General features: G+C 59.2%; 24 protein-coding genes and 4 tRNA genes. 12 read left to right on the top strand and 16 right to left on the bottom strand.

The window, feature by feature from the left end; all coding sequences use genetic code 11:
- Positions 1–3: 3 nt before the first annotated feature.
- From AACX78_RS00065 to AACX78_RS00075, 3 genes are read right to left on the bottom strand one after another with little or no spacing between them, the layout of a single operon-like run.
- Complete coding sequence (locus tag AACX78_RS00065; RefSeq protein ID WP_021139869.1) at positions 4–3084, bottom strand: multidrug efflux RND transporter permease subunit; 3081 nt, start codon at positions 3082–3084, stop codon at positions 4–6.
- A gap of 15 nt (positions 3085–3099) precedes the next feature.
- The gene (locus AACX78_RS00070) at positions 3100–4206 is read right to left on the bottom strand and encodes an efflux RND transporter periplasmic adaptor subunit (protein WP_111588822.1); all 1107 of its coding nucleotides are present in this window, start codon (positions 4204–4206) and stop codon (positions 3100–3102) included.
- Positions 4203–4793 (bottom strand): TetR/AcrR family transcriptional regulator, encoded by a 591-nt coding sequence (locus tag AACX78_RS00075; RefSeq protein WP_181455296.1) that lies wholly within the window; start codon positions 4791–4793, stop codon positions 4203–4205. The genes AACX78_RS00070 and AACX78_RS00075 overlap by 4 nt, the downstream gene beginning before the upstream one ends.
- A 258-nt stretch (positions 4794–5051) precedes the next feature.
- On the opposite strand from AACX78_RS00075, the gene AACX78_RS00080 reads away from it, so the two are divergent.
- The 5 genes from AACX78_RS00080 to AACX78_RS00100 all read left to right on the top strand — a co-directional run bounded on the left by AACX78_RS00080 (position 5052) and on the right by AACX78_RS00100 (position 6214).
- Positions 5052–5128: transfer RNA gene (locus tag AACX78_RS00080), tRNA-Arg, on the top strand.
- Positions 5129–5178: 50 nt separating this feature from the next.
- Positions 5179–5254: transfer RNA gene (locus AACX78_RS00085), tRNA-His, on the top strand.
- Between the two features lie 20 nt (positions 5255–5274).
- Positions 5275–5360 (top strand) — tRNA-Leu (locus tag AACX78_RS00090).
- 78 nt (positions 5361–5438) lie between these two features.
- Positions 5439–5515, top strand: a tRNA-Pro gene (locus tag AACX78_RS00095).
- A gap of 186 nt (positions 5516–5701) precedes the next feature.
- Positions 5702–6214, top strand: a complete 513-nt coding sequence (locus AACX78_RS00100) for an RICIN domain-containing protein (RefSeq protein ID WP_059112355.1) — start codon at positions 5702–5704, stop codon at positions 6212–6214.
- 116 nt (positions 6215–6330) lie between these two features.
- On the opposite strand, the gene AACX78_RS00105 is transcribed toward AACX78_RS00100, so the two are convergent.
- The 7 genes from AACX78_RS00105 to AACX78_RS00135 form a co-directional block, all read right to left on the bottom strand.
- On the bottom strand, positions 6331–7143 hold the full coding sequence (locus AACX78_RS00105; RefSeq protein WP_058395569.1) for a Cof-type HAD-IIB family hydrolase: 813 nt from the start codon (positions 7141–7143) through the stop codon (positions 6331–6333).
- Positions 7144–7233: 90 nt separating this feature from the next.
- Positions 7234–8274, bottom strand: coding sequence for an alpha/beta fold hydrolase (locus AACX78_RS00110; RefSeq protein WP_159165051.1), 1041 nt, complete (start codon positions 8272–8274; stop codon positions 7234–7236).
- Positions 8264–9010: a tRNA (guanosine(18)-2'-O)-methyltransferase TrmH gene (trmH, locus tag AACX78_RS00115; RefSeq protein ID WP_159165052.1), complete on the bottom strand. Its 747-nt coding sequence runs from the start codon at positions 9008–9010 to the stop codon at positions 8264–8266. Before trmH ends, AACX78_RS00110 begins: the two co-directional genes overlap by 11 nt.
- A gap of 156 nt (positions 9011–9166) precedes the next feature.
- Positions 9167–11284: a bifunctional GTP diphosphokinase/guanosine-3',5'-bis pyrophosphate 3'-pyrophosphohydrolase gene (spoT, locus tag AACX78_RS00120; protein ID WP_096119794.1), complete on the bottom strand. Its 2118-nt coding sequence runs from the start codon at positions 11282–11284 to the stop codon at positions 9167–9169.
- Positions 11285–11418: 134 nt separating this feature from the next.
- Complete coding sequence (gene rpoZ / locus AACX78_RS00125) at positions 11419–11694, bottom strand: DNA-directed RNA polymerase subunit omega (RefSeq protein WP_005307060.1); 276 nt, start codon at positions 11692–11694, stop codon at positions 11419–11421.
- A gap of 79 nt (positions 11695–11773) precedes the next feature.
- Complete coding sequence (gene gmk, locus AACX78_RS00130) at positions 11774–12400, bottom strand: guanylate kinase (protein ID WP_059169434.1); 627 nt, start codon at positions 12398–12400, stop codon at positions 11774–11776.
- 299 nt (positions 12401–12699) lie between these two features.
- Complete coding sequence (locus AACX78_RS00135; protein ID WP_159165054.1) at positions 12700–13755, bottom strand: glycosyltransferase family 9 protein; 1056 nt, start codon at positions 13753–13755, stop codon at positions 12700–12702.
- Between the two features lie 185 nt (positions 13756–13940).
- Between AACX78_RS00135 and AACX78_RS00140 the strand changes: the two genes are divergently transcribed.
- Both AACX78_RS00140 and AACX78_RS00145 read left to right on the top strand, forming a co-directional pair.
- The gene (locus tag AACX78_RS00140) at positions 13941–14654 is read left to right on the top strand and encodes a 3-deoxy-D-manno-octulosonic acid kinase (RefSeq protein WP_087756799.1); all 714 of its coding nucleotides are present in this window, start codon (positions 13941–13943) and stop codon (positions 14652–14654) included.
- A gap of 70 nt (positions 14655–14724) precedes the next feature.
- Entirely contained in the window at positions 14725–15585 is an 861-nt protein-coding gene (locus tag AACX78_RS00145; RefSeq protein WP_201302738.1) for a GGDEF domain-containing protein, read from the top strand.
- On the opposite strand, the gene AACX78_RS00150 is transcribed toward AACX78_RS00145, so the two are convergent.
- Positions 15582–16436, bottom strand: a complete 855-nt coding sequence (locus AACX78_RS00150; protein WP_159165055.1) for a carboxylate/amino acid/amine transporter — start codon at positions 16434–16436, stop codon at positions 15582–15584. The genes AACX78_RS00145 and AACX78_RS00150 overlap by 4 nt on opposite strands.
- 42 nt (positions 16437–16478) lie before the next feature.
- Here AACX78_RS00150 and AACX78_RS00155 point away from each other — a divergent pair, with 42 nt between their 5' ends.
- On the top strand, positions 16479–16937 hold the full coding sequence (locus AACX78_RS00155; RefSeq protein ID WP_159167407.1) for a DUF6314 family protein: 459 nt from the start codon (positions 16479–16481) through the stop codon (positions 16935–16937).
- Positions 16938–17093: 156 nt separating this feature from the next.
- On the opposite strand, the gene AACX78_RS00160 is transcribed toward AACX78_RS00155, so the two are convergent.
- Entirely contained in the window at positions 17094–17255 is a 162-nt protein-coding gene (locus tag AACX78_RS00160; RefSeq protein ID WP_005319457.1) for a hypothetical protein, read from the bottom strand.
- Entirely contained in the window at positions 17240–18139 is a 900-nt protein-coding gene (locus tag AACX78_RS00165; protein WP_005319455.1) for a DMT family transporter, read from the bottom strand. The genes AACX78_RS00160 and AACX78_RS00165 overlap by 16 nt, the downstream gene beginning before the upstream one ends.
- A 91-nt stretch (positions 18140–18230) precedes the next feature.
- Between AACX78_RS00165 and AACX78_RS00170 the strand changes: the two genes are divergently transcribed.
- A complete protein-coding gene (locus tag AACX78_RS00170) occupies positions 18231–19205 on the top strand; it encodes a LysR family transcriptional regulator (RefSeq protein ID WP_159165056.1) in 975 nt (324 codons plus the stop codon).
- Here the strand turns inward: AACX78_RS00170 and trpS are convergent.
- Entirely contained in the window at positions 19184–20197 is a 1014-nt protein-coding gene (gene trpS, locus AACX78_RS00175; RefSeq protein WP_159165057.1) for a tryptophan--tRNA ligase, read from the bottom strand. The two genes, AACX78_RS00170 and trpS, sit on opposite strands and share 22 nt — an antisense overlap.
- A gap of 191 nt (positions 20198–20388) precedes the next feature.
- A complete protein-coding gene (locus tag AACX78_RS00180; protein ID WP_005319449.1) occupies positions 20389–20823 on the bottom strand; it encodes a universal stress protein in 435 nt (144 codons plus the stop codon).
- Positions 20824–21200: 377 nt separating this feature from the next.
- On the opposite strand from AACX78_RS00180, the gene fabV reads away from it, so the two are divergent.
- The gene (gene fabV / locus AACX78_RS00185) at positions 21201–22388 is read left to right on the top strand and encodes an enoyl-ACP reductase FabV (RefSeq protein ID WP_159165058.1); all 1188 of its coding nucleotides are present in this window, start codon (positions 21201–21203) and stop codon (positions 22386–22388) included.
- A gap of 63 nt (positions 22389–22451) precedes the next feature.
- On the opposite strand, the gene AACX78_RS00190 is transcribed toward fabV, so the two are convergent.
- Complete coding sequence (locus tag AACX78_RS00190; protein ID WP_159165059.1) at positions 22452–24245, bottom strand: GGDEF domain-containing protein; 1794 nt, start codon at positions 24243–24245, stop codon at positions 22452–22454.
- A 197-nt stretch (positions 24246–24442) separates the two neighbouring features.
- Here AACX78_RS00190 and ftnA point away from each other — a divergent pair, with 197 nt between their 5' ends.
- Both ftnA and AACX78_RS00200 read left to right on the top strand, forming a co-directional pair.
- The gene (gene ftnA, locus AACX78_RS00195; RefSeq protein WP_005319436.1) at positions 24443–24967 is read left to right on the top strand and encodes a non-heme ferritin; all 525 of its coding nucleotides are present in this window, start codon (positions 24443–24445) and stop codon (positions 24965–24967) included.
- Between the two features lie 274 nt (positions 24968–25241).
- Positions 25242–26426 carry an NAD(P)/FAD-dependent oxidoreductase gene (locus AACX78_RS00200; RefSeq protein ID WP_201302921.1) on the top strand — a complete coding sequence of 395 codons (1185 nt, stop codon included), beginning with the start codon at positions 25242–25244 and terminating at the stop codon, positions 26424–26426.
- Positions 26427–26495 lie beyond the last annotated feature (69 nt).

A 26495-nucleotide genomic window follows, 5' to 3' on the forward strand; every position in this document is an offset into this window, starting at 1 on the left:
GTATCAGTGACTCCCTTTCGCCTTGGGCGGAATGGATTCATCAAACACCGGCAGAGGTTTGTGTTCGGAGGCCAGGTAGGTATAGATCACCGGCAGCACGAACAGGGTGAAGATGGTGCCGATCGCCAGACCGGCCACGATCACGATACCGATACTGAAGCGCTGGGCCGCACCGGCACCCGCGGCATACAGCAGCGGGATCAGACCCGCAATCATGGCGGCCGTGGTCATCAGTATGGGGCGCAGACGCACCTTGGCTGCCTGCATCACGGCTTCCATCCGGTTCATGCCATGCAGCAACTGCTCTTCCTTCGCCACTTCGCAGATCAGAATACCGTGCTTGGTAATCAGACCCACTAGGGTGATAAGGCCCACCTGGGAGTAGATGTTCATGGTGGCCATGCCCCATGCCAACGCAATCAAGGCGCCACTGATGGCAAGAGGGACAGAGACCATGATGACAAGGGGGTCACGCACGGATTCGAACTGGATTGCCAGCACCAGGAAGATGATGGCCAGTGCCAGTGCAAAGGTGGCGTAGAGTGCATTTCCTTCGGTCACGAACTGGCGGGCTTCACCCATGAAGTCGTAGCGATAGCCTTGCGGCAGCTTCTCTTCGGCTGTGGCCTTGAACCAGTTGATCGCATCTCCCATGGCCACGCCCGGTGCCGGTACTGCGCCTATGGTGGCCGAGTTCAGCTGGTTGAAGTGGGGCAGGGCACGTGGCTCACCGACCACTTCGATACTGATGAGGCTCCCCAGCGGGATGGATTTACCGTCAGCCGCCCGCACGTAGTAACCCTTGATGGATTCCGGGTTCATGCGGTACTTGCGCTCGACCTGCGGGATCACCTCATAGGAGCGGCCATCCAGATCGATACGGTTGACGTAACCGTCCGCCATCATGGTGCCCATGGTGATACCTATGTCCTGCATTGTGATGCCGTAGGCACCCGCCTTGTCCTTGTCGATCTTGATCTTCATGGTGGCGGAGTCGTAGTTCAGATCGAGATCCGAATAGACGAATTGGCCGTTGGCCTGGGTGGCCGCCAGCATTTCACCGGCGATCAGGAACAGGCTTTCGAAGCTCTTCGGCGTTGTGATGACGAACTGGATCGGCAGACCACTCGACGCCCCTGGCAGTTCCGGGAACTGGAAGGTGGTGATGGCCATGCCGGGGATGTCTTTCACCAGATTGGCAACCCGGTCCAGTACCTCTTTCTGGCTCGCTTCACGCTGGCTCCAGGGCACCATGGAGGCGATACCAAACGCCTGGTTGGCATTGAACACACCGGAGAAGACCTGGGAGTAGGCGATTTCCGGCTGCTCATCCAGGATCTTGTTCACGTCCGCCATGGTGTTTTCGATGTAGTCCAGGTTGGCGTTGGACGGTGCCGTACCCAGCACGGCCATCACCCCCTTGTCCTCTGACGGAGCCAGTTCACTGGGGATGAACTTGAACAGCAGCGGCAGGCTGCCGAACACTATGACGGCAAACACCAGGACCACGATGCGCTTTTGCATCACGGCGTGCAGCATGCTGTCGTAGCGGTCTGTCATCCGTTCCAGCAGGTGATGAACCGTGCTCTCGAACTTGCCCGGCTTTTCGTTGGCCTTGAGCATCTTGGCGCACATCATGGGCGACAGAGTCAGGGCTATGATGCCGGAGACAAATACCGCCCCCGCCAGGGTCAGGGCAAACTCCTTGAACAGGGAACCCGTGATGCCGCCCATCAGGGCGATCGGCGCGTACACAGCCGCCAGGGTGACCGTCATGGCGATAACCGGCACGGCTATCTCGCGGGTCCCTATGATGGCGGCCCGGAAGGGTTCCTCTCCCTGTTTGATATGCCGATCGACGTTCTCCAGCACCACTATGGCGTCATCCACCACCAGACCTATGGCCAGTACCATGGCCAGCAGGGTCATCAGGTTTATGGAGAAACCGAACAGATCCATCATCATCACTACGCCGATCAGACTGAGCGGTATTGTGATAATCGGGATGATGACGGCACGGAAGGAGCCAAGGAACAGGGTGATCACCACCAGCACTATGGCAGCCGCTTCCAGTATGGTTTTGATAACCTCGTGGATGGACTCGTTGATGGCGATGGTGGAGTCATACAGCACATTGGTCTGCATGGTGCTCGGCATGTTGCTCTTCAGGCTCGGCATCAACTCCAGTACATCGTGGGCGATGTTGATGGGGTTGGCTGTCGGTGCTGCGTTGACCGCCATGACCACGGCTTCGCGACCGTTGGCACTGGCGCGGTAGATGTCGTGGCTCTTCTCCAGCGTCACCTTGGCGATGTCGGAGAGGCGGATCACCTTGCCGTCACGGGTGGCGACGACCAGCCGCTTGAGCTCGTCGGTATCGCTGACCTGGGTCTCGGCATTGCCGTTGAACAGGGTGAAGTAACCCGTCGCCTGACCGGTGGCTGACTGATAGTTGTTGCTGTTGAGCACAGTCATCACGTCGCTGGCGGTCAGGTTGAAGGCTGCCATCTTGGCTGGATCCAGCCATACCCGCAGGGCAAATTCGACCCCGCCGTAGAGGTCAACCTTGGACACACCGCCCACGGTAAAGAGCTGCGGCTTGATGACCCGTTCCAGATAGTCGGTGATCTGGCTGGAGCTCAGTTCTGGACTGGTGAAGCCAAGATACAGCACTGCCGTGGTCGAGCCGGTGGAGGAGGTGACCGAGGGGTCTTCCGCCTCTTTCGGCAACTGGGAGCGTACCGAGTTGACCTTGGCCAGTATGTCGGAGAGCGCGGCGTTGGGGTCCGTGTTCAGCTTCATAAAGGCCGTGACAGTGGAGCTGCCCAGCTGACTGGAGGAGGTCATGAAGTCGATATTGTCGGCTTGTGCTACCGCCTGCTCCAGCGGCTGGGTGATGAATCCCTGGATCAGGTCCGCACTGGCGCCATAGTAGCTGGTGCTGACCGTGATCACCGTATTGGTCACCTCGGGGTATTCGCGCACCTGCATCTTGAAGATGGCCTGAAAGCCCAGCAGGGCGATCAGGAAGCTGAGCGAGATCGCCAGCACAGGCCGTTTTATAAATATGTCAGTAAATCGCATTGCAGATCTCCGCGCTTACAGCATCGGGGTTTGTGCCGGAACGGCCAGGGCATCGTTTTCGACCACGTGTACCTTGGTGTCGTTGCTCAGGCGAACCTGACCCGACAGCACTATCTGGTCACCAGCCTTGATGCCGGACAGCACATGCACGTCATTGCCGCGACGCTCACCCGCCTTGACCACTACCTGCTTGGCCCGTTTCACGCCGTCCGCCTCATGAATGACATAGACGTTCTCGCCATACAGGGTGAAGGAGATGGCGGATTGCGGGATCACAACCTGGTCTTTTACCGTGGGCAGAATGATGCTGGCGCGGGCGAACATGCCGGAACGAAGCTGACCGCCGTTGTTCGGGATGTCTGCCTGTACCTGGATCAGGCCGCTCTGGTAGTTGACTGCGGGTTCAATGGCGGTGATATGCCCGTCAAATTGCACTTGCGGATAGGAGTCCACATTGATCTTGACGGTCTGGCCCAGAGTGATTTTGGAGATATCGGTCTGGGGCACGGTGAAGCGCAGGCGCATCACACTGGTATCTTCCAGCCGCACTATATCGGTACCCGGTTGCAGGTACTGGCCGAGGAAGACGTTACGCAGACCGACCACGCCACCGAAGGGGGCACGTACCTGGCGACGGGCAATGGTTGCCTTCAGGCTGTCGATGTCCGCTTCCAGTGAACGGTAGCTGGCTTCGGCATCATCCAGTTGATCCTTGGAGATGGAACTCTTCTTGTAGAGGTTCTGGAAACGCTCGAACTTGGCTCGCGCCGCCGGCAGCTTGGCCAGGGATGCTTGCAGATTGGCCTTCTCCACGCTGGAGTCCAGGCTCAGCAGCAGTTGCTCTGCCTTGACCGGTTTGCCCGACTCGAAGGTGATGGCATCGATTGTGCCTGCCAGTTCGGTGGACAGTGTCACCCCCTGATTCGGCTCGATGAAGCCGATTGCCTCTATGGTCGGCACCCAGTCCTGGGACTTGGTCACCATGGCGGTGACGGGGAACTCGGGCTCAGGCCGGTTGGCCATGAACTCTGCAATCTTCTTCTGTTTGAACATATTGAAGCCGATGACGCTGCCAAACAAGACGAGCGCTATCAGCAACATGATGGCCATCCACTTTTTCATGAACAGACTCCTGAGGTGGAAAAATTGGGGGTTAAAATGGCATTCCAGCTGGCCCGGATCGCGGCTTCCAGCTGTTCTTGCGTCAGCTCAAAGTGATGAACCTGGCGTTGTAGCGCCAGAGTTCCCACACAGTCCAGACTCAGCACCTGCAGTGCCCGGACGGGTAGATCGATAAACAGACCCTGTTCACGTCCCCGTTCGAAGAAGCGATCCAGAGGCGCCCAGGCGGCCATGATGACCGGGTCTTTCTCCAGTTCGGCTCCCAACGGGGAACACTCATATTGCAACTTGCATTTGAGTGCGTTGGGGTCGTCGGCAAAAAAAGCGTGGATGTTGAGCCACAGACGCCGAAATTGCTGAAATGACACCTCATCTATCTGCACACCTTCCATGACCAGGGGATGACACTGGAGGATACTGTGTTGATAGAGCTGACGGATCAGATCATCTTTGTCACTGAAGTAACGGTAGATGGTGCCCGCCGCCACCTTGGCTTTCTTGGCTACCACGGCAATGGACAGACCGTGGAAACCCTGCTCGCCGAGTATTTCATGAGCCGCATTGAAAATGCGTTCTTTCTTGTTCATGACTCGATTATCACAACGGCTGAATGAACGTTCATTCATTTTAGGGGGGCATTGAAGCAAGTCAAGTTCCACTACTGGATGCATCACCATTAGGGGGGAAACAAATTAGCGTTGCAGAGCTGGATCCAGCCTGAATGAAACAAAAATGGTGAAAAAGCGCCATAAACGATGGAAAAACAAGCGGTTGATTTGGCGGGAGCAAAAAAGTGTAGACAAGCCTGCCCCCATCATCAATAATGCGCCCCGTTCGACAGCGTAGCGCCCGTAGCTCAGCTGGATAGAGCGCTGCCCTCCGGAGGCAGAGGTCACAGGTTCGAATCCTGTCGGGCGCACCATTTAAAGTGCGCCGGTTAAACGGGCGTGTTGTGGAACGAAAACAGCTGTGGTGGCTGTAGCTCAGTTGGTAGAGTCCCGGATTGTGATTCCGGTTGTCGTGGGTTCGAGCCCCATCAGCCACCCCATTTTACAGCTTGTCAGGTATGCGAAGGTGGCGGAATTGGTAGACGCGCTAGCTTCAGGTGTTAGTGCCCCCCGGGTGTGAGGGTTCGAGTCCCTCTCTTCGCACCATACTTGCTGTATGATGAAGATGACCGAAAGTAGTTGTCTTGATGTTTTGAATAAAGTGTTGCAGTGAAAAAATTGTCTCGGTGATTAGCGCAGCCCGGTAGCGCATCTGGTTTGGGACCAGAGGGTCAAAGGTTCGAATCCTTTATCACCGACCATATTCAGAAAAACCTCGCTTCGGCGGGGTTTTTCGCTTTCCGGCGTTTCTTCTCTTCCCCGCCTCTGTGTTTGTCACGTCTGTTTACACTTCTGTTGGCACTTTCCTGTCACCGCTTCGGGTATGCTGGGCCGCAGACCCACAGCAAAGTGGGCATTATTGAACACTTTTCAGGCCAAAATGTCATATGCACCATAATACAGTTCGCGCCAGCACGTTGGCGCTGGTTGTCGTGGCCCTCAGCGGCTGCTCGTACAAACCCAAGCCGGATGAAATCCTGATGGGCGCAGCCCCCAGGCAGGCCATCGATGCTCCCTCTGCCCTGATGACCAGCGGTGGTTTTTGTGTGGCATTGAATGCCCAGGATCAACTGATCACTCAACCTTGTGAAAAGATAACCCGACAGCAGTTCAACTGGGATGCCGGCGCCCTGCAGCTTGAGCAGCGCTGTCTGGTGGCCAAGGGGGTAAGCGAACTCGTGCTGGCTGAGTGTCAGGATGATAGCCGCCAATGGCAGTGGCAGGCGGATCGTCTGCTCAATCACAAGGTTGATCGGTGTCTGGATGTCGCCGGTCGTCGCCACAAGCCCGGCACACCGCTCCGGCTGGCGGAGTGCTACGGGGGGGCCAACCAGAGTTTCGAGTGGAAGAGTAGCGCTAGCATGCTGGAGCAGTTGAATCTGAAAAGCCTCATCTGGTGAGGGGATAGGGGATGTGGGACAGGTTGCAGGCTGAGGGAGATTTCGCCTGTGTCTCGATTTGAAATATCTGCCAAACAACATGGATACCAGAGTCGTGGTATCCATGTTGTCACGGGTCAGGCTGCGCCAGCAGTACTGAGGGCGAACAGCTGCTCCAGATAGACGGCAACCCCATCTTCGTCCGAGCTCAGGGTCTGCTCATGTGCCGGCAAGGCGAGCTTGAGACGGTCGTGGGCATTGCCCATCACAACGCCACGGCCCACCATGTCCAGCATCTCGAAGTCGTTCATGCCATCCCCGAACGCGACGGCCTGAGACATATCCAGTCCATGCTGTGCCAGCACGGCGCGCACGGCATTGCCCTTGTGCACCCCGGCGTGCATCACTTCGAGGCAGTCCGGCAGGGAGAAGGTGACGTTGAGTCGATCACCATAATGCTGGTTGAGGTGAGCCTCGATCTGCAGCAGCTTCTCGTGCTCGCCGATGTAGAAGACCTTGTTGACCTTGTCCATCGGGTGGGTGGCGAGGTCGGTGAGGCGGTAGGTGAAGCCGGACTCGTCATGGAATTGCAGCAACCAGGGCAATTCCTCTTCTACCAGCCACTCGTCGCCATAGTAGACATTGAGGTGAATGGAAGGGTCGCGATCCAGTGCGATCAGCTCGGCGGCCACGGCAGCTGGCAGCGCCTGATTGAAGATGAGTTGATCCTGCTTGTCGTGCACCACGGCACCGTTGGAGGTGATGAGGTAGATGTCCAGCCCGAGGGTGTCGCGAATGCTGCGCACATCCACATGGTGCCGGCCAGTGGCCACCACGAACTTGATCCCCTGTTCCACCAGACGGTGCAGGGTGTCACGGGTGCGGGGGGAGATCTGGTGCTGCTTGTTGAGCAGGGTGCCATCGAGATCGGATACAACTACCTTGAACATCATTACCTCGGCATCAATTGAACGCCGGGGCAGTGTACCCCAGCGTTTTGCGTCACCCCATTTATTTAGGGATCCAAAAAATAACCAGCGCTAGAAGCGCTCGAAGAACGCCAGGGTCGCGCTCAGTGCGGCCTGACGCTGGGGGTCTGCCTCGATAAACAGCTCATGCCAGGCGCCCTCTATCCGCAGCGGCTTGCCCCCTTCACATCTGGCCTTGGCACAGAAAGCATCCTGGGCGGCATTGTCCACCACGCTGTCTTCCCCCGCCTGCAGCAGCAGCAGTGGCGTCTTGATCCGATCAGCGGCGGCAATGGCGGTATCTCCGGCGGCTATTCCCTCGCGTATCCAGTGGGCGGTCACCCCCCCCAGCTTGATTTGCGGGTGCTGTTCGTAGAGATCGCGAAACGCCTTATAGCGCGGCGCGCTATGGCTCAGGCCATTATCGGCAAATTCGTGTGACTGGTAGCTGCCCTGGCCGGGACCATAGGGTGGTTCGCCCAGCCAGCTGCCGACCGTGTCTATGCTGGCCGTGAGCCCCTGTGCCAGCCATTTGGGCAGACCGCCGAGGTTGATGCCCATCATGGGGGAGGAGAGCACGGCCGCCTTGATATCATCCGGCCAGCGTTCCAGGTAAAGCGCCGAGATGGCACCGCCCATGGAGTGAGCCAGCAGGAACAGTTTGGCGGGTTGGTCTGCCATGATGACCTGGTCGTGGAACTGTTTGAGATCCACCACATAATCTTCGAAATCAGCAACATAGCCTTTCTGCTTGTCGGCCAGCATACGGTCGGACAGGCCCTGTCCCCGGTGATCGATGAGGTAGAGGCTGTAGCCCTGGCGCCACAGATCCCAGGCCAGTTCCTGATACTTGAGATAGCTCTCGACCCGACCATTGACGATGACGATGGCGCGATCCACCTTGGCCTGGCGCAGGGCGGCATAGCGGATGGTGACGCCATCTCTGGCCTTGAACTCCCCCTCGATAGCATGTGTACGCCAGAAGTCGGGCAGCGTTTGCTGGTAAAGCGCGGGGATCTCGGCTTCGGATGTCAGCGGATAGGGATTGGTCACGGCAAGGGCTCCGGCAGAAAACAGGGTCAGTGCCAGCAGGGGCAGACAGTTAAATTTCATCGGTTGGATACTCCATATCCAGGGGATCTTCCTGTTGTGCAGCCCAGCCCTTGCGGGTCAGCTGCATCCGTTGCCACCAGGCCTCGTCCGCCAGAATTTCACCGGCCGGGCCGAGCTGGGGATAGGGCATCTCTTTCTCTTTGCAGAGCTGGGCATAGATGGGGTAGCCCCCCTCGAACAAGATAGTGTTCTGTTCTTCAAGCGTGAGGTGACAGCCGCGCTGATAACAGCCCGCCAGCTCGCGCTGACGCTGTGCCTCGTAGAGGATGGCGGCGGCAGCCACCGAGACGTTGAGGGACTGCACCATGCCCACCATGGGGATGACGATATGGTGATCGGCCAGGGCCAGCGCCTCTTCACCGATGCCGTGTTTCTCCTGACCCACCAGAATGGCGGTGGGTCTGGTGTAGTCGATGGTGCGAAAGTCCACCGAGCTCTCCGAGAGGTGGGTCGCCACTATCTGCATGCCGGAGGCTTTCAGCTCGGCCACGGCGCTGCCGATATCCGGGTGCAGCTTCACATCCACCCAGTTCTGGCTGCCGCGGGCCGTGCCCTTGCGCTTGTGGATCCAGGTCTTGGGCCAGACGGCATGCACCCTGTGGATGCCAATCGCATCGGCGGTACGCACTATGGCGGCCAGGTTGTGAGGTTTATGAACCTCTTCCATGCAGACGGTCAAGTCGAGCTGACGCTGGGCCAGCATGTCGGAAATCCGTTTAAATCGTTCAGGAGTCATATCAGTTTCTATAGGGTGAGGCGGGTGTGCCAAGAGTGCGCAGCAAGCGGGTTGAGCCGGGTTGAGGCTGGGTCAGTATGATACTGATTTGCTTGAGGCATTCGGGGATCATGGCTTGTCTCTATAAAAGCAGCAGGCGGCTTGCGCCGCCTGTTTTCAGTTCTTTTGTCGGCTCACCTTGAGCACATTGGGCATCACGCGGATCTTGCGCATGATGTTGGCCAGGTGGATGCGGCTCTTGGTGGTGATGAGTAGGGTGACCAGATAGACACGGCCATCCTTCTCTTCGGTGCTGATGGCGTGAATGTTGGCGCCGGTGGCTGCAATCACGTTGGCCAGCTCGGCCAGCGCACCCTGATGGTTGACTATCTCTATGCTGATGCCGGTGCGGAATTCCTGCTCCTGATCCTTGTCCACCTCCCACTGCACCGGCAGATACTTGTCCGGCTCGCGGCTGTAGCCCTTGATGTTGCGGCAGGCTTCCTGGTGGATCACCAGCCCCTTGCCCGGGCTGATGTGGGCAATGATGGCATCCCCAGGGATCGGGCGGCAGCAATTGGCGAAGGTGACCAGCATGCCATCGGCACCCTTGATCGGCATCTTCTTGCTGCTGGATTTGGGCTGCTCTTCCGGCGGCAGTTCATCCCCCAGCATACGGCGCGCCACCATGACGCTCATGGCGTTGCCCAGGCCCACGTCGGCCAGCAGACCTTGCAGGTTTTCGTGTTTGGTATCGGCTAGCACCTGCTTGATGCGGGGTTCCGGAATGTCTTCGATGTTCTTGGCGCCAAGTGCATGGTTGAGCAGGCGGCGGCCCAGTACCACAGACTCTTCGGTGCGCAGATTCTTGAGGAATTGGCGGATCTTGGATCTGGCCTTGGTGGTCACCACGAAATTAAGCCAGGCCGCATTGGGGCGGGCGCCAGGTGCCGTGATGATCTCTACCGTCTGCCCCGAATAGAGCGGGCTGCTGAGGGGGTAGGGATGTCTGTCAACCCGTGACCCCACACAGGCGTGGCCGATATCTGTGTGTACCGTGTAGGCGAAGTCCACCGGCGTGGCACCCGTGGGCAGCTCCATGATGCGACCTTCGGGAGTGAACACGTAGATCTCGTCAGGGAACAGGTCTGTCTTGACCCCTTCGATGAACTCAAACGAGCTGCCGGCACTCTGCTGCAGCTCCAGCAGGCTCTGCATCCAGCGCTGGGCGCGGATCTGGGCCGTGGTGCCCGAGCTGTCGCCATCCTGCTTGTAGGCCCAGTGAGCAGCAACCCCTTTATCGGCCATTTGATCCATGAACTCGGTACGGATCTGTACCTCCACCGGTACCCCGTGGGGCCCCACCAGCGAGGTGTGCAGCGACTGATAGCCGTTGGTCTTGGGGATGGCGATGTAATCCTTGAAGCGACCGGGGCGCGGCTTGTAGAGGCTGTGCATCTGCCCCAGCACCCGGTAACAGGTATCTATGTCCTTCACTCTGACGCGAAAGGCGTAGATATCCATTACCTCATGAAATTGCAGCTCTTTTTTTTCCATCTTGTTGTAGATGGAAAACAGGTTCTTCTCGCGGCCGCTCACCTGGGAGTCGATGCCGGCCTCATGCAGGCGGCCCTCGATCTCGCTCTGGATGGAGTCGATGATTTCACGGCGATTGCCGCGGGCGCGGCGTACCGATTCTCGCAATACCCGTGAGCGCATAGGGTAGAGCGCCTCGAAACCCAGCTCTTCCAGCTCGTTCTTCATGGTATGAATGCCGAGGCGGTTGGCGATGGGGGCGAAGATCTCGAGGGTTTCGCGGGCAATACGGCGGCGCTTGTCCGGTCGCAGCGAACCCAAAGTACGCATATTGTGGGTGCGGTCGGCCAGCTTGATCAGGATGACCCGGATATCCTGGGTCATGGCCATCACCATTTTGCGGAAGTTTTCGGCCTGAGCTTCCTTGCGATCGCGAAACTTCAGCTTGTCGAGCTTGGAGACGCCGGCCACCAGTTCGGCGACGGCATCGCCAAACAGTGCGGCCAGATCGGCCTTGGTTACCGGGGTATCTTCGATGACGTCGTGCAGCACGGCGGCCATCAGGGTTTCGTGATCGAGTCGCATGTCGCCGAGAATGCGGGCAACGGCAACCGGGTGGGTGATATAGGGTTCGCCACTGGAACGCATCTGTCCCTGGTGGGCATCACGGGCCACCACATAGGCTTGCCTGAGCTTCTCAACCTGCTCTGGAGGCAGGTAGGAACTGGCTATTTCTTTAAGATTTTCAAATAAATACAAGACAGTCCCCGCAGCGGTGAAACGGCAATCCGTGAAATTGAGGAATAGTCCTGAGTTTGCGAGGTTTTCGAGCGGTTGTAAATGGGAAGAACAGTCGGCACCCGGGCGGGCGCCGACCATGGGAAATTACTTACTTAACCGCGGCCTTCGGCGATGGCAGCAACGGCTGCCAGTTCGGCGGCTTCCTGTTCTTGCTGCTCGTAACGGTCCTGGGTATCCATCACTTGATTGTTCACCAGACCCAGTTCGATCTCGCGCAGGGCGATCACGGTCGGCTTGTCGTTCTCTTCGTCGACCAGGGGATCTTTGCCTTGAACCGCGATTTGGCGGGCGCGGCGGGCGGCGACCAGCACCAGGTCAAAACGGTTACCTACCTGTTTTACAGCATCTTCTACAGTAACGCGTGCCATGCAGGACTCCAGTGTTTGGGCTTTCTGTGTTTAAAAAAGCAGTGTTTAAAAATGACGCAAAAGTTTACTTGTTTTTGGCCTATTCTGCCAGTAGCTGTTGCAGCAAGTTTTGTTGTGCCTGTTGTTGCTGACGCATTTCCAGCCGTTGGCACTCAATAATGGCCCTGAGTTGGAACAGTGCCAGCTCAAAGTCCTTGTTGATAATGACATAGTCATACTCGTCGTAGTGCACCATTTCGGCAATGGCTTTCGCCATCCGGCCGGCAATCACCTCGGCGCTGTCCTGACCGCGCCCGATCAGACGCTGTTCCAGCTCGGCGCGGCTGGGGGGCAGAATAAAGATGGATTTGGTCGGCATCTGCTCACGGATCTGGCGGGCGCCCTGCCAGTCGATATCGAGGAAGACGTCGATCCCCTGAGCCAGGCAGGCTTCAATAGCGGCGCGAGAGGTGCCGTAATAGTTGCCAAATACCTCTGCCCACTCCAGAAAGTCACCGCGTTCGATCAGTTCCTTGAACTCTTCCACCTGCACAAAGTGGTAGTGCACTCCGTTCTCTTCGCCGGGACGAGTGGCGCGGGTGGTGTGGGAAACCGACAGTTGCATCTTGCCAGCCGGGTTGTGTTTGGTCAGCAAGGCATTGAGCAGGCTGGATTTACCCGCCCCGCTCGGGGAGGAGATGATATAGAGAGTGCCTTGTTGCGCCATGTCATTACCTTATTATCTAGAGCTGCGTTTTGGTTGTAGCAGAGGCCGCCGTCTTGTGCCCGAAAGGGAGACAGCCAAACGCAAAACGCAGGAAATTCTTGAGTCGGGAGGATGTAAAGGCGGAGAATTTTATCAGAAGGCGGCGGATAAAAAAACGGCTGGAATCATATTCCAGCCGATCAAAGTATTCGTTGCTTGCTGCGGGAGCGTAACCCACATCGGCTGCCATTCTGCCCCGCAGGCGGGACAGGGGCCATCAGGTTATCCCTGCCTCATGGCTCGGAATTTCCGAATCGCCCTCAGCCGGGCAGGTGACGATCGGCGCAGAGCCGGTCAAAGGTGGCGATGACCCTCTCAATCCCTATCTTGCCCATGGCATCCGGATCCTTGAGGCGGGTGCGCCAGCCGAGCTCGGCCAGCGGCTTGCCGGTTTCCTGTTCGATCAGTTCCTGATAGACGCTGACCACGTAGTCACGGCACAAATAGGGGCCGGTGCGAGCCGGATTGTGGTGGGCGTAGAGGCCGATGACAGGTGTGCCTACCAGGGTTGCCATGTGGGTGGGGCCGGTATCGGGGGCCAGCACCAGGCTCGCTTCACCAATCAGGGCCAGCAGCTGTTTGAGGTTGGTCTGCCCCACCAGATCCACCGGTTTGCTCTGGCTCAGCCGCTGTATGTCGGCCGCCAGATCCCGCTCCAGTTTGGCCGGGCCGCCGCACAGGTAGACCTGAAAGCCCTTATTGGCCGCGTGATCCGCCAGCGCAGCATAGCCTTCGGCAGTCCAGTTCTTGAATGCCTTGCTGGCGGCGGCGCAGATGAGCAGAGTCGGTTTTCCGCCGATTTTCTCCCTGGCCCAGGTTTTATGTTCGGCGCTGATAGGCAGTTGCCAGTCCGGTGTCAGATCCTTGATGCCGAGCTCTTTGGCAAAGGCAAGGAAACCGTCCAGCACATGGGGAGACGTGGGGGAGGGAACCCTGTGGTTGGTGAACAACCACTGACCGTCGTTGGCGCGCGCCTTGTCGAAACCGAGTTTGACCCTGGCCTTGATACCGAGCGTCGCTATGCTGGCGCGCATGGCCGCCTGCAGGTGGAGCAGCGCATCGAACTTGCGTCCCTTGAGGGTGCGCCACAGGTCGAGATAACCGCGCCAACCCTTGCTCTTGTCAAAGGCGATCACCTCGACCCCGGGCAAGTCGGCAAACAGGGTCGCTTCGATTTTGCCGGTGATCCAGGTGATGCGGGTCTGGGGCCAGGCCCGCTGGATGACGCGCACCAGCGCCAGCGCGTGGCAGCAATCCCCGATGGCGGAGAGCCGCAGTATGCAGATGGAAGAGGGCGGCGTTTGGAACAGCGGCATGATGTGGCGCTATGGTGGAAAAATGGATGGATGGCATTATGCAAACTCCCCTGTGGATTGTAAAATTGCGCGCAACTGGCAGCCGGTACTGGCCCTGATCCTCACAAGGTGCACGGGTCCGTGCTGGCAAGCCGCCTTATCGTGAATCGAACCATTGCGATTACTGACCGACCGGAATCACCAAGATGCGAATACAGACCGAACACAACCAGATCTGCTGGTACGCCGAAGGGGTTTTTCGTGACCCTTCTCCCGAGCTGTTTGATCCGGCCTGGTGGCAGACACATCGCCAGGTGGTGGGTTCTGCCATAGGGCGTGGTGTGACCTGGTTCGTAAAGGATGAATCCCGTCATCTGGTGCTGCGTCATTACTATCGTGGCGGCATGGTGGGCAAGGTGGTGCGGGATCGCTTCTGGTTCGAGGGGGTGGAATCCAGTCGGGCCATGGCCGAATACACTCTGCTGGCCAAGTTGAGCGAGCAGGGCTTGCCGGTGCCACGGCCGTTTGCGGCCCGGATGGCCAAACAGGGCCCCTTCTATCGCGCCGACATCCTGATCGAACGCATTCGCGGTGCCAAGGACCTGGTGGCCCTGCTCAAGCAGGGGCCGATCGCCGACCAGGTGTGGCACAAGGTAGGTCAGACGGTGCGCCAGCTGCACGATGCGGGTGTCTATCATGCGGATCTCAACAGCCACAATCTGCTGCTCGACAAGGAGGGCAAGGTGTGGGTAATCGATTTCGACAAGGGGGCGATCCGTTCCCCGGGCAGCTGGCAGCAGGCCAATCTGGAGCGGCTGCAACGCTCCTTCAGTAAAGAGTCCCAATTGCACACCAGTTTTCACTTCGTGCCGGAAAACTGGCAGGCGCTGATGAGCGGTTATCAGGGAAAAGCGAGCTGACCCTGTTGCTCGGCGCGAGAGCCAATGTTACTTATTGAGCAGGTATTCAGATTCGGTTTCGAGGCATTCGATGGACATGCTCAAGGCTCCCCTGAGGGAAGTGGTCACCCGTTTTGATCCGACGCTGATGGCGGATGCCATGGCTCTGCTGGAGGCGGGGCTCTGGAGCTGGAGCCCGCAACAGGGTGTGCAGCGGGATCTCTCCTGTCTGCGTCTGTTGGGATTGAGTGAAACCGGTCTGGACGATCTCGGCTGGCTGGAACGGGTGCATCCCGACGATGTGGCTGTGCTGCAGGAGGCTCTCGCTGCCTGTCAGAGCGGGCGAGTGCCCCAGATCCGGCTCGAGTACCGCATCCTGCATCACGACGGTCATTATGTTCGGCTGGAAGAGCGAGCCCGGCGCGATGTTCACGGTCAGGTGTTGGGGGTAGTACGCCTGCTCGAGTCACAGCCGGTGGCGGAAGAGCGGCATGGCACGGATCCCCTTACCGGACTGGAGAGCCGAAGCCACTTCGAACAGCTGCTCGACGAGCGGCTGGCGACCGAGAGCGGCAGCTTCAGCCTGTTGCAGTTCACCGTGGACCACAGTGCCAAGATCCAGCAACTGTTTGGCGAAGCGGCCTGCGATGCCATGCTTGCCAAACTGGCGCGCATGGTGCGCCACGAGCTGCGGCGGGAAGATCCCTTCGCCCGCTGGGACCAGGACGGTTTCATCCTGATGCTCTCCCAGACCGATCGCTTGAGTGGCCTCGAGATTGCCGAGCGATTGCGTCTCGAGATCGCCGATGCCAGCCTGCTGCCGCAGCGGCCTGTGACCGTCAGTGTCGGGCTGGTGCAGAGCCAGGCCGGCGAGCATATCGATCACTTGCTGGCCCGGCTGGCGACCTGCCACGGTCAGGCCAGACGGGAGCACAATGCCGTCGTTGGTTAATGCTTGCTCACGCTGGCGCGCTGACAGATCCACAGGGAGGCCAGCATCAGCAGGCCGCCAATGGCCAGCCTGGCGAGATTGGTATCCTTGCCCCAGATCAACAGATTGACCAGCAGGCCCGCCGGGATCAGGGCGTTGTTCATGATGGCCAGCACACCGCTGCTGACCCTGGTCGCGCCCTTGTTCCACAGGAAGTAGCCGAGGCCGGAGGCTCCCACCCCCAGCCAGAGCAAAATGCCCCACTGTAACCCGGAAGTCGGATACTGCGGCTTGCCCAGCAACCACCAGGCGGGCAGGGCGACAGCCAGTGCTCCCAGATAGAAGCAGCCGAATACCGCCTGCTGTGGCGGTTGCTGTGCTTCCCGTGCCAGCAGTACCTTGTAGCCCACTTGTCCCATGGCGAAGCTGAGGTTGGCACCCTGCACCACCAGGAATCCCAGTGCATAGCTTTCGGTCAGCCCGTCGAAGCGGATGACGGCTGCCCCCAGCACCGCCAGCAGGGCGCCCCACAGATACACAGGCTTGAAGCGACGTTCCAGCAGGTCGTGCAGCAGGGTGACGTAGAGGGGGGTGAAGATGGTGAACACCAGCACTTCCGGCACCGTCAGCAGCAGGAAGGACTGGTAGTAGAACAGATACATGATGCCGAGCTGGATGGCGCCGAGTCCCATCAGCTTGAGTGCGAAATCAGGCCGCAGCCAGCGGCGTCTGAGGAAGGGCAGAAACACCAGACTGGCGAGGACGATGCGCGTCAGCACGGAGAAGTAGGCATCCACCTGGCCGGCGAGATAGACCCCGATCATGCTGAAGGAGAATGACCAGAGCAGGGTAACTCCTATCAAATAGTTCATGTGTTTGATTTATCGTCAGTTGTCAATTTTGAGGGCGCTATGATGGCCGAGATGGAAGCTGTGATCCAGCGTTTATGGCACCAGTTGCCACAGATCCGCGCCTTTGCCTTCGAGGCAAGCAATAGTGCGGGGTCTGCGACTGACTGGTGTGGTCGTGGTGAGGGTGATGTGGAGGTGACCGATCATCAGGGGGGCTGGCTGTTCGCCGAGACGGGCCGTTACACCACGCCCCATGGCCGTGTACTGACCATGCACAACCGCTTCTGGTGGCAGCGCGGCGATCGGGGGATCCGTCTATCCCACCTGCGCTATGCCCAGCCGGTGGCGTTATTCGAGTTGCAGCCCCAGCTGGATGGACGCTGGCTGACGGCGGAGCCTCACCTGTGTGGCCAGGATCACTACAGTGCCGAGCTGACCGAGAGCGACAGTGGTTTTCTGCTGAGCTGGGAGATCACAGGCCCGCGCAAGAATGAGCGGCTCAGTTATCGCTACCTGAGATGACCCTCAAGTCGGGCACCTGTCCAATACAAGAGCATGAAAATGCAGAAATAAAAAAACCGGCGCAGAGCGCCGGTAGAGGGGACAAATCGGAGGTTTTTTTAAAACGGTCCCAAAAACAGGAGAGATACACTCTCGTCACACATTCAGAGATGGATGTCAGACACTCAACGCATAGCTCAGCATGGCTTGCAGCTTGCTGTCGAAGAACCAGGGCAGCAGCACCATCAGCAGGCCTAGCAGGCCGGCCAGCCGGTGACGATATTGCCAACCGGCAATCAGCACCAGGCCACCACACAAGGTGGTCAGGATGCCTGACATAGGGCAGCCTCCCGCTGGGCGCGGCGTTGCTGTGCCCACTGGTTCAGCGCGACCGAGCCCAGGATCAGGGCCAGTGCCACACCCGTGGTGGACTGGATTTGCTCGCCGAGGAACATGGCACCCAGCATGACGCCGAACAGCGGCACCAGATAGTTGCTGAAGGAGGCAAAGGTCGGGCCCGCCTTCTGGATCAGCGCCATGTAGAGGAAGTAGACCAGACCGGTACAGAAGACACCCAGCACGACAACGGCGCTGATGGCATGCTGGCTCGGCATGGTGAGCGCACTCAGATCGGTCAGGAAGGGGGCTGCCAGCATCAGCTGGATAGCCGAAGAGATCAGTATGTTGCGCGCCACCACCACAGGGTGGTCCTTGGCGAAGCGCTTGATCATCAGCAGGCCGATGGCAAAGCAGCTGGCCCCGAACAGTATGGCCACGGCGCCGAGCAGGCCGGCGTTCATGCCGTTGGCCAGTTTCGGCCAGAACAGCACCAGCACACCGATGAAGCCGATGATCACCGAGACCAGACCGCCCTTGGTGATTTTTTCACCGGAAAGCAACAGGGGAGCCATCAAGATGGTGACAAAGGGGATACAACCCATTACCACGGCGGCGATGGCGCTATCCACATACTGTTGACCCCAGGCCACCATGATGAAGGGCAGGGTGGCATCGAGCAGGGCGATCAGCATGTAAGTGCGCCATGGTGTGTGCTCGCTCTTGAGACGCATGAACAGGCAGAGCAGACCCAGGGTCAGGCTGCCGCACAAGGCTCGTCCGGCCGCCACCATGATGGGGGGCAACTCGGTCACGGCCTGATGCATGAAAATGAACTGGGAGCCCCACAACAGGCCAATCGCCAGCAACAATAGATAGCTACGCATGTTAATCTCCGATGTAATTCGCCAGCGCATTCTATGCAATCTGCTACTATGCCAAAAATGAATTGTCGTCATTCAACTATGGCAGATATCGATGGAACTCCCTCTCTCCCGCCTCGACCTCAACTTGCTGACCGTGTTCGACATGCTGATGCAGGAGCGAAACGTCACCCGTGCCGCCGAGCGTCTGCACCTTTCCCAGTCCACCGTCAGTCACGCGCTGGGGCGGTTGCGGCAGGCGCTGGATGACCCCTTGTTCGTCATGAGTCGGCGCGAAATGATGCCGACCGAGCGAGCCAAGACCCTGGCGGGACCCGTGCGTCAGGCGCTGGCCATGCTGGAACAGGGATTGCGGCAGGCGGAGGGGTTCGATCCCGCCAGCGCGCGGCGGATCTTTCGCATCGCCACCCCGGGTTCGGTGGAGCACGGTCTGGTACCGGCGCTGGTGGAACAGCTGCACCGGCAGGCACCACACTGCCGGCTGGAGGTGTGCGAGCTGGCAGACAGTGACTACGAGCGAGAGTTGGAGAAGGGGGAGCTGGATCTGGTGATCGGGTTCGCCGATGCCAATCACTTCTCGCCCCGGCTTTGGCGCGAGCCCTGGTTCAACAACCCGCTGGTCTGTTTGTCACCGCTAGGCAGTGAGTTGCCCGAGGTGCTGGGGCCTGCCGAACTGGTCAGCCGCCCTCATATCCATACCTCCAGCTGGGGTCACAGTCAGGCCATGGTGGATCTCTGGCTGGCTCGTTTCGGGGTTGAGCGTGAGCTGGGGGTGCGGCTGCCGAGTTTTATGGCGGTACCGCCGCTGATGGCGACCGGCCGCTATCTGGTGGTGGTACCCGAGATGATAGGGCGCCACTTCTGCCGCTACTACCCGCTGCGCCTGCATCAGCTGAACCCGGATATCCCCATCGTCTACCTGATGGCGGGCCACCCGCTCACCGCCCATGACCAGGCCATTGGCTGGTTCAAGGGGTTGCTGCACCGACTTGCCTTCGAACGCTATGGCGCGGATGCGCTGGGCAGCCCGGCGCAGCGCGGGGCGGATCAGGTCAGTGCGGCGAAGTAATCCAGTCCCATGGCGCTTTTTACCTCCGCCAGCACCTCGTCGGTGAGCGCACGGGCCTGCAGCGTGCCTTGCTGCAACAGCTGCAGCAGCTGACGCTTGTCGGCAATCGCCGCCTGGCGCCGCTCCCGCATGGGGGCGAGCAGGGTCTGCAGACAGTCATTCAATACCTGCTTGCAGCGCATGTCGCCCAGCCCGCCGCGTTGGTAATGGGCCTTCATCTCCGCCACCAGCGCCTTGTCCGGGTGGAAGGCATCCAGATAGGCGAACACCGTATTGCCCTCCACCTGACCCGGATCGCTCACCTTGAGGTGATTGGGGTCGGTGTACATGGCGAACACCGCCTGTTTTACCTCTTCCGCTGACATACCGAGTTCTATGGTGTTGCCGAGGGACTTGGACATCTTGGCCTTGCCGTCTATACCGGGCAGGCGGCCGGTGTCGCTCAAGATCGGCTGGCACTCGGTCAGCACTTCCTTGCCCACCAGGGCGTTGAAGCGGCGCACTATCTCGTTGGTCTGCTCCAGCATGGGCAACTGATCTTCACCCACAGGCACATGGGTGGCGCGAAAGGCGGTGATGTCGGCGGCCTGGCTGACCGGGTAGACCAAAAAACCCGCCGGCAGGCTGCGCTCGAACCCTTTCTGCTGGATCTCAGCCTTGACGGTAGGGTTGCGTTCCAGCCGTGCGACGCTGACCAGATTGAGGTAATAGGTGGTGAGCTCGGCGAGGGCGGGCAGGGCGCTTTGCAGGCAGAAGGTGGTCTTGGCAGGATCCAGGCCGGCTGCCAGGTAGTCGGCCATCACCTCCAGCACGTTGTCGGTCACCTTGGCCGGATTGTGGCCGTTGTCGGTCAGTGCCTGTAGATCGGCGATCATCACGAATTGGCGGTAGTGGTGCTGGGCTTCCACGCGCTGACGCAATGAGCCGACGTAGTGGCCTATGTGCAGTTTGCCGGTGGGACGATCGCCGGTCAGTATGATGGGGTTGTGCATGTCACTCTCTCCAGTGGGGTGGGCCGGGAGGCGACAAAGGGCTAAAAACAATGACCGCCTCTCGGCGGTCACGGTGTTTTCTTTGGGATATTTTACATAGAAAAGCAGTGCCGCCTGTTTAGAAGCAGCACCACCAGTAGTTGTGATTGAAGATGGTCATATTCATGGCAAATAAAACTACGCCAGTTTGATCACTTCTGCAAGGGAACGACCAGCAGGTCGCAGGGTACCGTATTCATCAGCTGACGGGCACTGGAGGTAAGCAGGCTCCAGAAGCTTTGACGATGACCGCACACCAGCAGGTCTATCTGGTAATCCTTGACCGCCTGGTTGACCCGTTCGCTCAGATCACCGCAGATCACCAGCTTCTTCTCGATGGGGTAGTCCACCGAGGCCAGGAAGGTCTCCAGCTTCTCTTTCGCTTCGGCGATCACCTGATCCTGCACGTTGTCGATGTCGATATCGATCATCTCGGTGTAGAGATCCTTGAGGTCCACATCAACATGGATCACGGACAGCTTGGCGCCGTTGGAACGGGCCCGATCAACCGCCTTCTCGATCACCTTGCGGTTATCTTCCGACAGGTCGATAGCGGCCAGTATGTGTTGGTAATAGGTTCCATTCATGGGAATTCTCCTCACTGATCCTGAGTTCACTATACCAATGTCTGATGAAACTAAAATGGCGTTCTCGACACAGTTTTGGGATTTAAATGAGTTTCTTATGGGGCTTCTTCTATGTCATGCGTCATAAATTGTCTATAAATCGAACAGGAGTTTGACCTGAGTCACACCCCTCGACTTGCCCGGCGAGGGTGGCAGGCATAGGATGTGCCCGTGCTTCGCAATGAACACAAAACAATAAAAAGCATCTGAATACCGCTTTGGGGGGCCTCGTGCTCCCTCTTGTTTTTCTGTCCCCTTACTGCCCATATCCCGCCCGACATCAAGGTAATCCGCAACTTCTTGGTTATGCTGTAGCCAGTTCCTTTGGAGATCCCGTCATGATCATTCATCCCCAGATCCAGGGTTGCGTTGCCCGCAACTGTCATCCCATCGGCTGTCGGGCCGCCGTGTTGCAGCAGATATCCAGCGTCAAAGCTGCGGGCAGTTTCAACGGGCCCAGGCGGGTGCTGGTGCTCGGGGCCTCCTCTGGCTTCGGGCTGGCTTCCCGCATAGCGCTGACCTTCGGGGCCGGTGCCGATTCCGTCGGCGTTTCGTTCGAGCGAGGCCCGTCCGACAAGGGGCTCGGCAGCGCAGGCTGGTACAACAATATCTGGTTTCGGCAGGCGGCAGAGCAGGAGGGGCGCGTCGCCGTCAACCTGATCGGCGATGCCTTTTCCGATGCCATGCGCCAGCAGGCGATCGACACCATTCGCCAGCAGCTGGGGCAGGTGGATCTGGTGATCTACTCGCTGGCCAGCGGTATCCGGGTATTGCCGGATGGCCGTCAGGTGCGCTCCGCACTCAAGACCACAGGCCAGCCTTTCAGCGGCTGGGGGCTGGATCTGGAGCAGGACAGGCTGGTGCAACAATCCCTGGCGCCCGCCACTCCGGAGGAGATCCGCGACACCGTCACCGTCATGGGCGGCGAGGACTGGCAGCTCTGGATGCAGGCGTTGCAGCAGGCAGATTGCCTCGCCCCCGGCGCCCGGACCGTGGCCTACTCCTACATAGGCCCCGAATCCACCTATCCCCTCTACCGGGACGGCACTATCGGCTACGCCAAGGAGCACCTGCATGCCACCGCCGAGGCCATCAACCTGCAACTGGCAGAACTGGGCGGCCACGCCTGGGTGTCGGTCTGCAAGGCGCTGGTGACCAAGGCTAGCGCCTATATCCCTGTGCTGCCGGTTTACCTCGGCTTGCTGATGGGGGTGATGAAGGATCGTGGCGTGCACGAGGGCTGCATCGAGCAGATGCAGCGGCTGTTTGCCAGCAAGATGTACGGGCCGCAGGGCATGGTGGCCGATGGCAACCGGCTGATCCGGATGGATGACCACGAGCTGGACCCGGCCATTCAGGCCGCCGTCTCGACACTCTGGTCAAAGGTGACGCCGGACAACTTCCATACTCTGGGGGATTTTGCCGGCTTGCGGCAGGATTTCATGCAGCTCAACGGTTTTGAGCTGCCCGGTGTCGACTATGGGGCGCCGGTGGATGTGGCGTCCCTGACCGAGCTGGCGCCCTGATCCCGCCCGGCTGGTCAAGTTATCCTGGTTTCATTCTGCGCGGGTGGCCGTGCTCACTGACCGTCAGGCCACGCTGCTGGTCAGTTCATCCTGCGTCGAAGGGGTTGTCGCCAATATGGTCTGGTTGCGGCCCTGGCGCTTGGCTTGATACATAGCCATGTCGGCGCGGTGGATCAGCGGGCCAAGCCCCTCATCAGCCTCTGAACGCCCCGCTATGCCGATGCTGATGGTCATATGCGGTGTGTCCAGCTGGGAAATCCTCAGGCGTAACTGCTCTGCCAGGTGCCAGCAATCCTCCGCCGCCAGTGGTACCGCCACCAGAAACTCCTCGCCTCCCCAGCGCCCGATCAGCTGTGCGTCCGGGGCCCAGTCGCTCAGCTCCCGCGCCAGCCGCTGGATGGCCCGATCACCCGCCTGATGGCCGTGTCTGTCATTGATCTGCTTGAAGTGATCGATATCGATGATGAGCAGGGTGAGCGGGTCTTCCAGTTGCCACTGGATGGCAAGCCGTTCCAGCAGGGCGCGGCGGTTTGGCAGCTCGGTCAGCTGATCGAAGGTGGCAAGCTTGTAGAGGTGGCGTGAACTGCGGTGCAGCCTGTGGGTGGTGATGCCGAGCAGGAGCAGGGCGCCCGCCAGCAGGCCGACCAGCATCAGCTGGTAGTTGCGGGCGCTCTGTTGGTGCAGTAGCTGCTGGCGCTTGCGCTCGTTCTCCTCTTGCAGCACCCGGTTGTTGGCCTCGCTGCGGGCCAGATCCATCTCGGCCTGAAAGGTGGCGGCATGCTGGCTCAGCGCCTGATTGAAGTGCTGCTTGTAATCGTTCATGTAGGCGGACAAGGCCTCATAAGCCTCCGGATAGCGGCCCTGCTGGGCCAGCAGGCTGGCTTGCAATGCCTTGCTGCCGGCGCTGGGGTGGCCCTGGGACGTCAGCAGTTGCAACGCCAGCTGTATCTCTCCCCGGCCCTGCAATGCCTTGACCCGGGTCTCGAGCAGGCGTTCCCCCGCATCCTGATATCCCAACTGCTGATAGAGTGCCTGCGCTTCGTCCAGACTGCGCAGGGCTGCCGTCCAGTCACCCTGGGCGTTGAGCGTCATGGCCTGATAGCCGAGGATGATGGCGCGGTAATCCGGCGCCAGATGGGGTGTTGCCAGCAGGCTGTCAAGCAGTTGTCTGGCCTGGGTGGGGCGATCCGTGTCTATGTAGAGTCGTGCCATGTTGGCTTTGATGATGGTCTGGCTGTTTGGCTCGTCCAGCCGCACCATCTGCTGCAAGGCTTCCCGATAATAGGTTTCCGCCTCTCTGGGCAGACTCAGGTCGGCATAGAGGTTGCCCAGGGTCATCAAGAGGCGGGCTGAGTCCAGGCTGGCAACCGGTTTGTCTCGTGCGGATTGCTTGAGGCGAAAGGCCGTCTTGAGTTCGGCGATCGCCTCTTTCAACTGCTGGGTGCGATAGAGTGCCAGCCCGTTCAGGGCATGCCATTCAGATGCTTGCATTGGGTGGTCGATAACGGCGGGTTTGAGCCGGGCCAGCAGACGGAGGGCTTCATCAGGTGCCTCTGTATCCAGGATCAGGGCAACCTCTTGCAGCTGAAAATCCAGCAGGCGCAGGGGTTGCTGCTGGGCACTGGCCAGCTCGCGGGCTCTGGCGTTGTCGAGCAGGGCCTGTGGATAGTGACCCAGGGCTGCCTGGGCCAGGGCTCTGGCATAAAACAGCTCCATATCCTGCTGCGGGCTGGCATCGAGGCGTTGCAGATAGCCGACGGGATCGCGCGCCGCCTGCAATTCAGCCTCTTCCAGCAAGGAGGGAGCGGCCTGCAACTGGGTTATCCAGAGCAGTGCCAGTGCCGTTATGAATCTCATTGAATCCTTTCCCTGACCACTGGCGCCATCATAATGGCTGAATCCACGTACACCATGTTTCTTTGCTTCTCTATACCTGTATGGGGGATAGGATGAGGCGAAAAACGATCACAACTGAGCAGTTTGGCCGCCGTATCTGGTTGATTCGTGTTAAAACAGTGGCGACAATCGTGATCAAATCACAGTGGAGAATCAGCATGTTGGCAAAAGCCATGATCGAGAAGTTGAACGAGCAGATTAATCTTGAATTCTATTCCTCCAATCTCTACCTGCAGATGAGCGCCTGGTGTGAGGACAAGGGTTTCGAAGGTGCCGCTACCTTCCTGCGTCAGCACGCCGTCGAGGAGCGCCAGCACATGGAGCGTCTGTTCACCTACGTGAGCGAGACCGGCGCCATGCCGATGCTGGGCGCCATCGATGCGCCTCCCCACGAATTCAAATCCCTGGGCGACATTTTCCGTAACACCCTCGAACACGAATATCACATCACCCAGTGCATCAATGGCTTGGCTCACGTGGCATTCACCACTCAGGACTACTCCACCTTCAACTTCCTGCAGTGGTACGTGGCCGAGCAGCATGAAGAGGAGAAGCTGTTCAAGAGCATCGTCGACCGTCTGTCGCTGGTGGGCGAAGATGGCAAGGGTCTCTACTTCATCGACAAGGAGCTGGCCGAGCTGGCCAAGGGTGCCCCCGCCAGCGTCATGGATGGCAACGCCTGATAGTCGTGGACACTTAGTGTTCACCCAGTACAATAACGGCCCCTTTATGGGCCGTTTTTTTGTTTTTTTATGGGTTGCCGTTACGGTGGTGCTTGGCAGGCACAATAACGGTTCTTTTTATGGGCCGTTTTTTGTTTTTTACGAGTTGCCGTTGCGGTGGTGCTTGGCAGGCACAAGAACGGTTCTTTTTATGGGCCGTTTTTTGTTTTTTATGAGTTGCCGTTGCGGTGGTTTTTTTGGTCGCGTGTTCGGCCGTCTGATGAGTAGGGCAGTGATGATGCAAGTGGATGTGGTGGTGATCGGGGCCGGTGCGGCCGGTTTGATGTGTGCCCAGCAGGCGGGTTATCGCGGGCGCTCCGTGCTGGTGCTCGACAACGCCAAGAAGCCGGGTCGCAAGATCCTCATCAGCGGTGGTGGTCGTTGCAACTTCACCAACCATCAGGCTGGGCCCCACGCTTTCCTCTCGGGCAATCCCCATTTCTGCAAGTCGGCGCTGGCACGCTACACCCAGCAGGACTTCATCGACCTGGTGGACAGGCACGGGGTCAACTACCACGAGAAGACCCTGGGCCAGCTGTTCTGTGACGAGAGTGCCAAGGAGATAGTCGATGTGCTGCTCACCGAGTGCGACTGGGCTGGCGTCACCCTGCAGTTCCAGACCGAGATCCTGTCGGTCACCAGGACCGAGGCCGGTTTTGTGCTCGGTACCAGCAAGGGGGTGGTGAGCTGCCACTCTCTGGTGGTAGCCACTGGCGGCCTCTCCATGCCCAAGCTGGGCGCGACTCCCTATGGTTTCAAGCTGGCGGAGCAGTTTGGCCTCAATGTGCTGCCGACCCGCGCCGGTCTGGTGCCGTTTACCCTGCATCAAGCCGAGAAAGAGGCCTTTGCCGATCTGGCGGGTATCAGCCTGCCGGTGGCGGTGACCGCCGAAGATGGCACCCGCTTCAAGGAGGCCATGCTGTTTACCCATCGCGGCCTCTCCGGCCCCGTCATACTGCAGATCTCCTCCTTCTGGCTGGCGGGGGAGAAGATCCATATCAACTTGCTGCCCGAGCTGGATATTCCTACGGCCCTCAAGGCATGGGCGCAGGCCCATCCTGCCCAGGAGTTGAAAACCGTGCTGGGTCGCGAGCTGCCCAAGCGCTTCGTCGACAAGCTGGTGGAGCTGGGTCAGCTCAATAGCAAACCGATGCGCCAGTACAACGAGCGAGAGCTGGAAGCCATCGCCACCCTGCTGGGGGACTGGCAGATACTGCCGAACGGCACCGAAGGCTATCGCACCGCCGAGGTGACCCTGGGCGGCGTGGATACCAACGAGCTCTCCTCCAAGACCATGGCGGCGAGCAAGGTGCCCGGTCTCTACTTCATCGGCGAGGTGGTGGACGTGACCGGCTGGCTTGGGGGCTACAACTTCCAGTGGGCCTGGTCTTCCGGCTGGGTGGCCGGCCAGTACTGCTGATCTGCGACGGCCCTGTTCCCGGCGGCAGGAAAATTGGTATAGAGTGGCAGTTCACTATTTTATCCGGCG

The sequence above is a fragment of the Aeromonas sp. 9A genome (assembly GCF_963900955.1).
GTDB classification, from domain to species: Bacteria; Pseudomonadota; Gammaproteobacteria; order Enterobacterales; family Aeromonadaceae; genus Aeromonas; species Aeromonas salmonicida.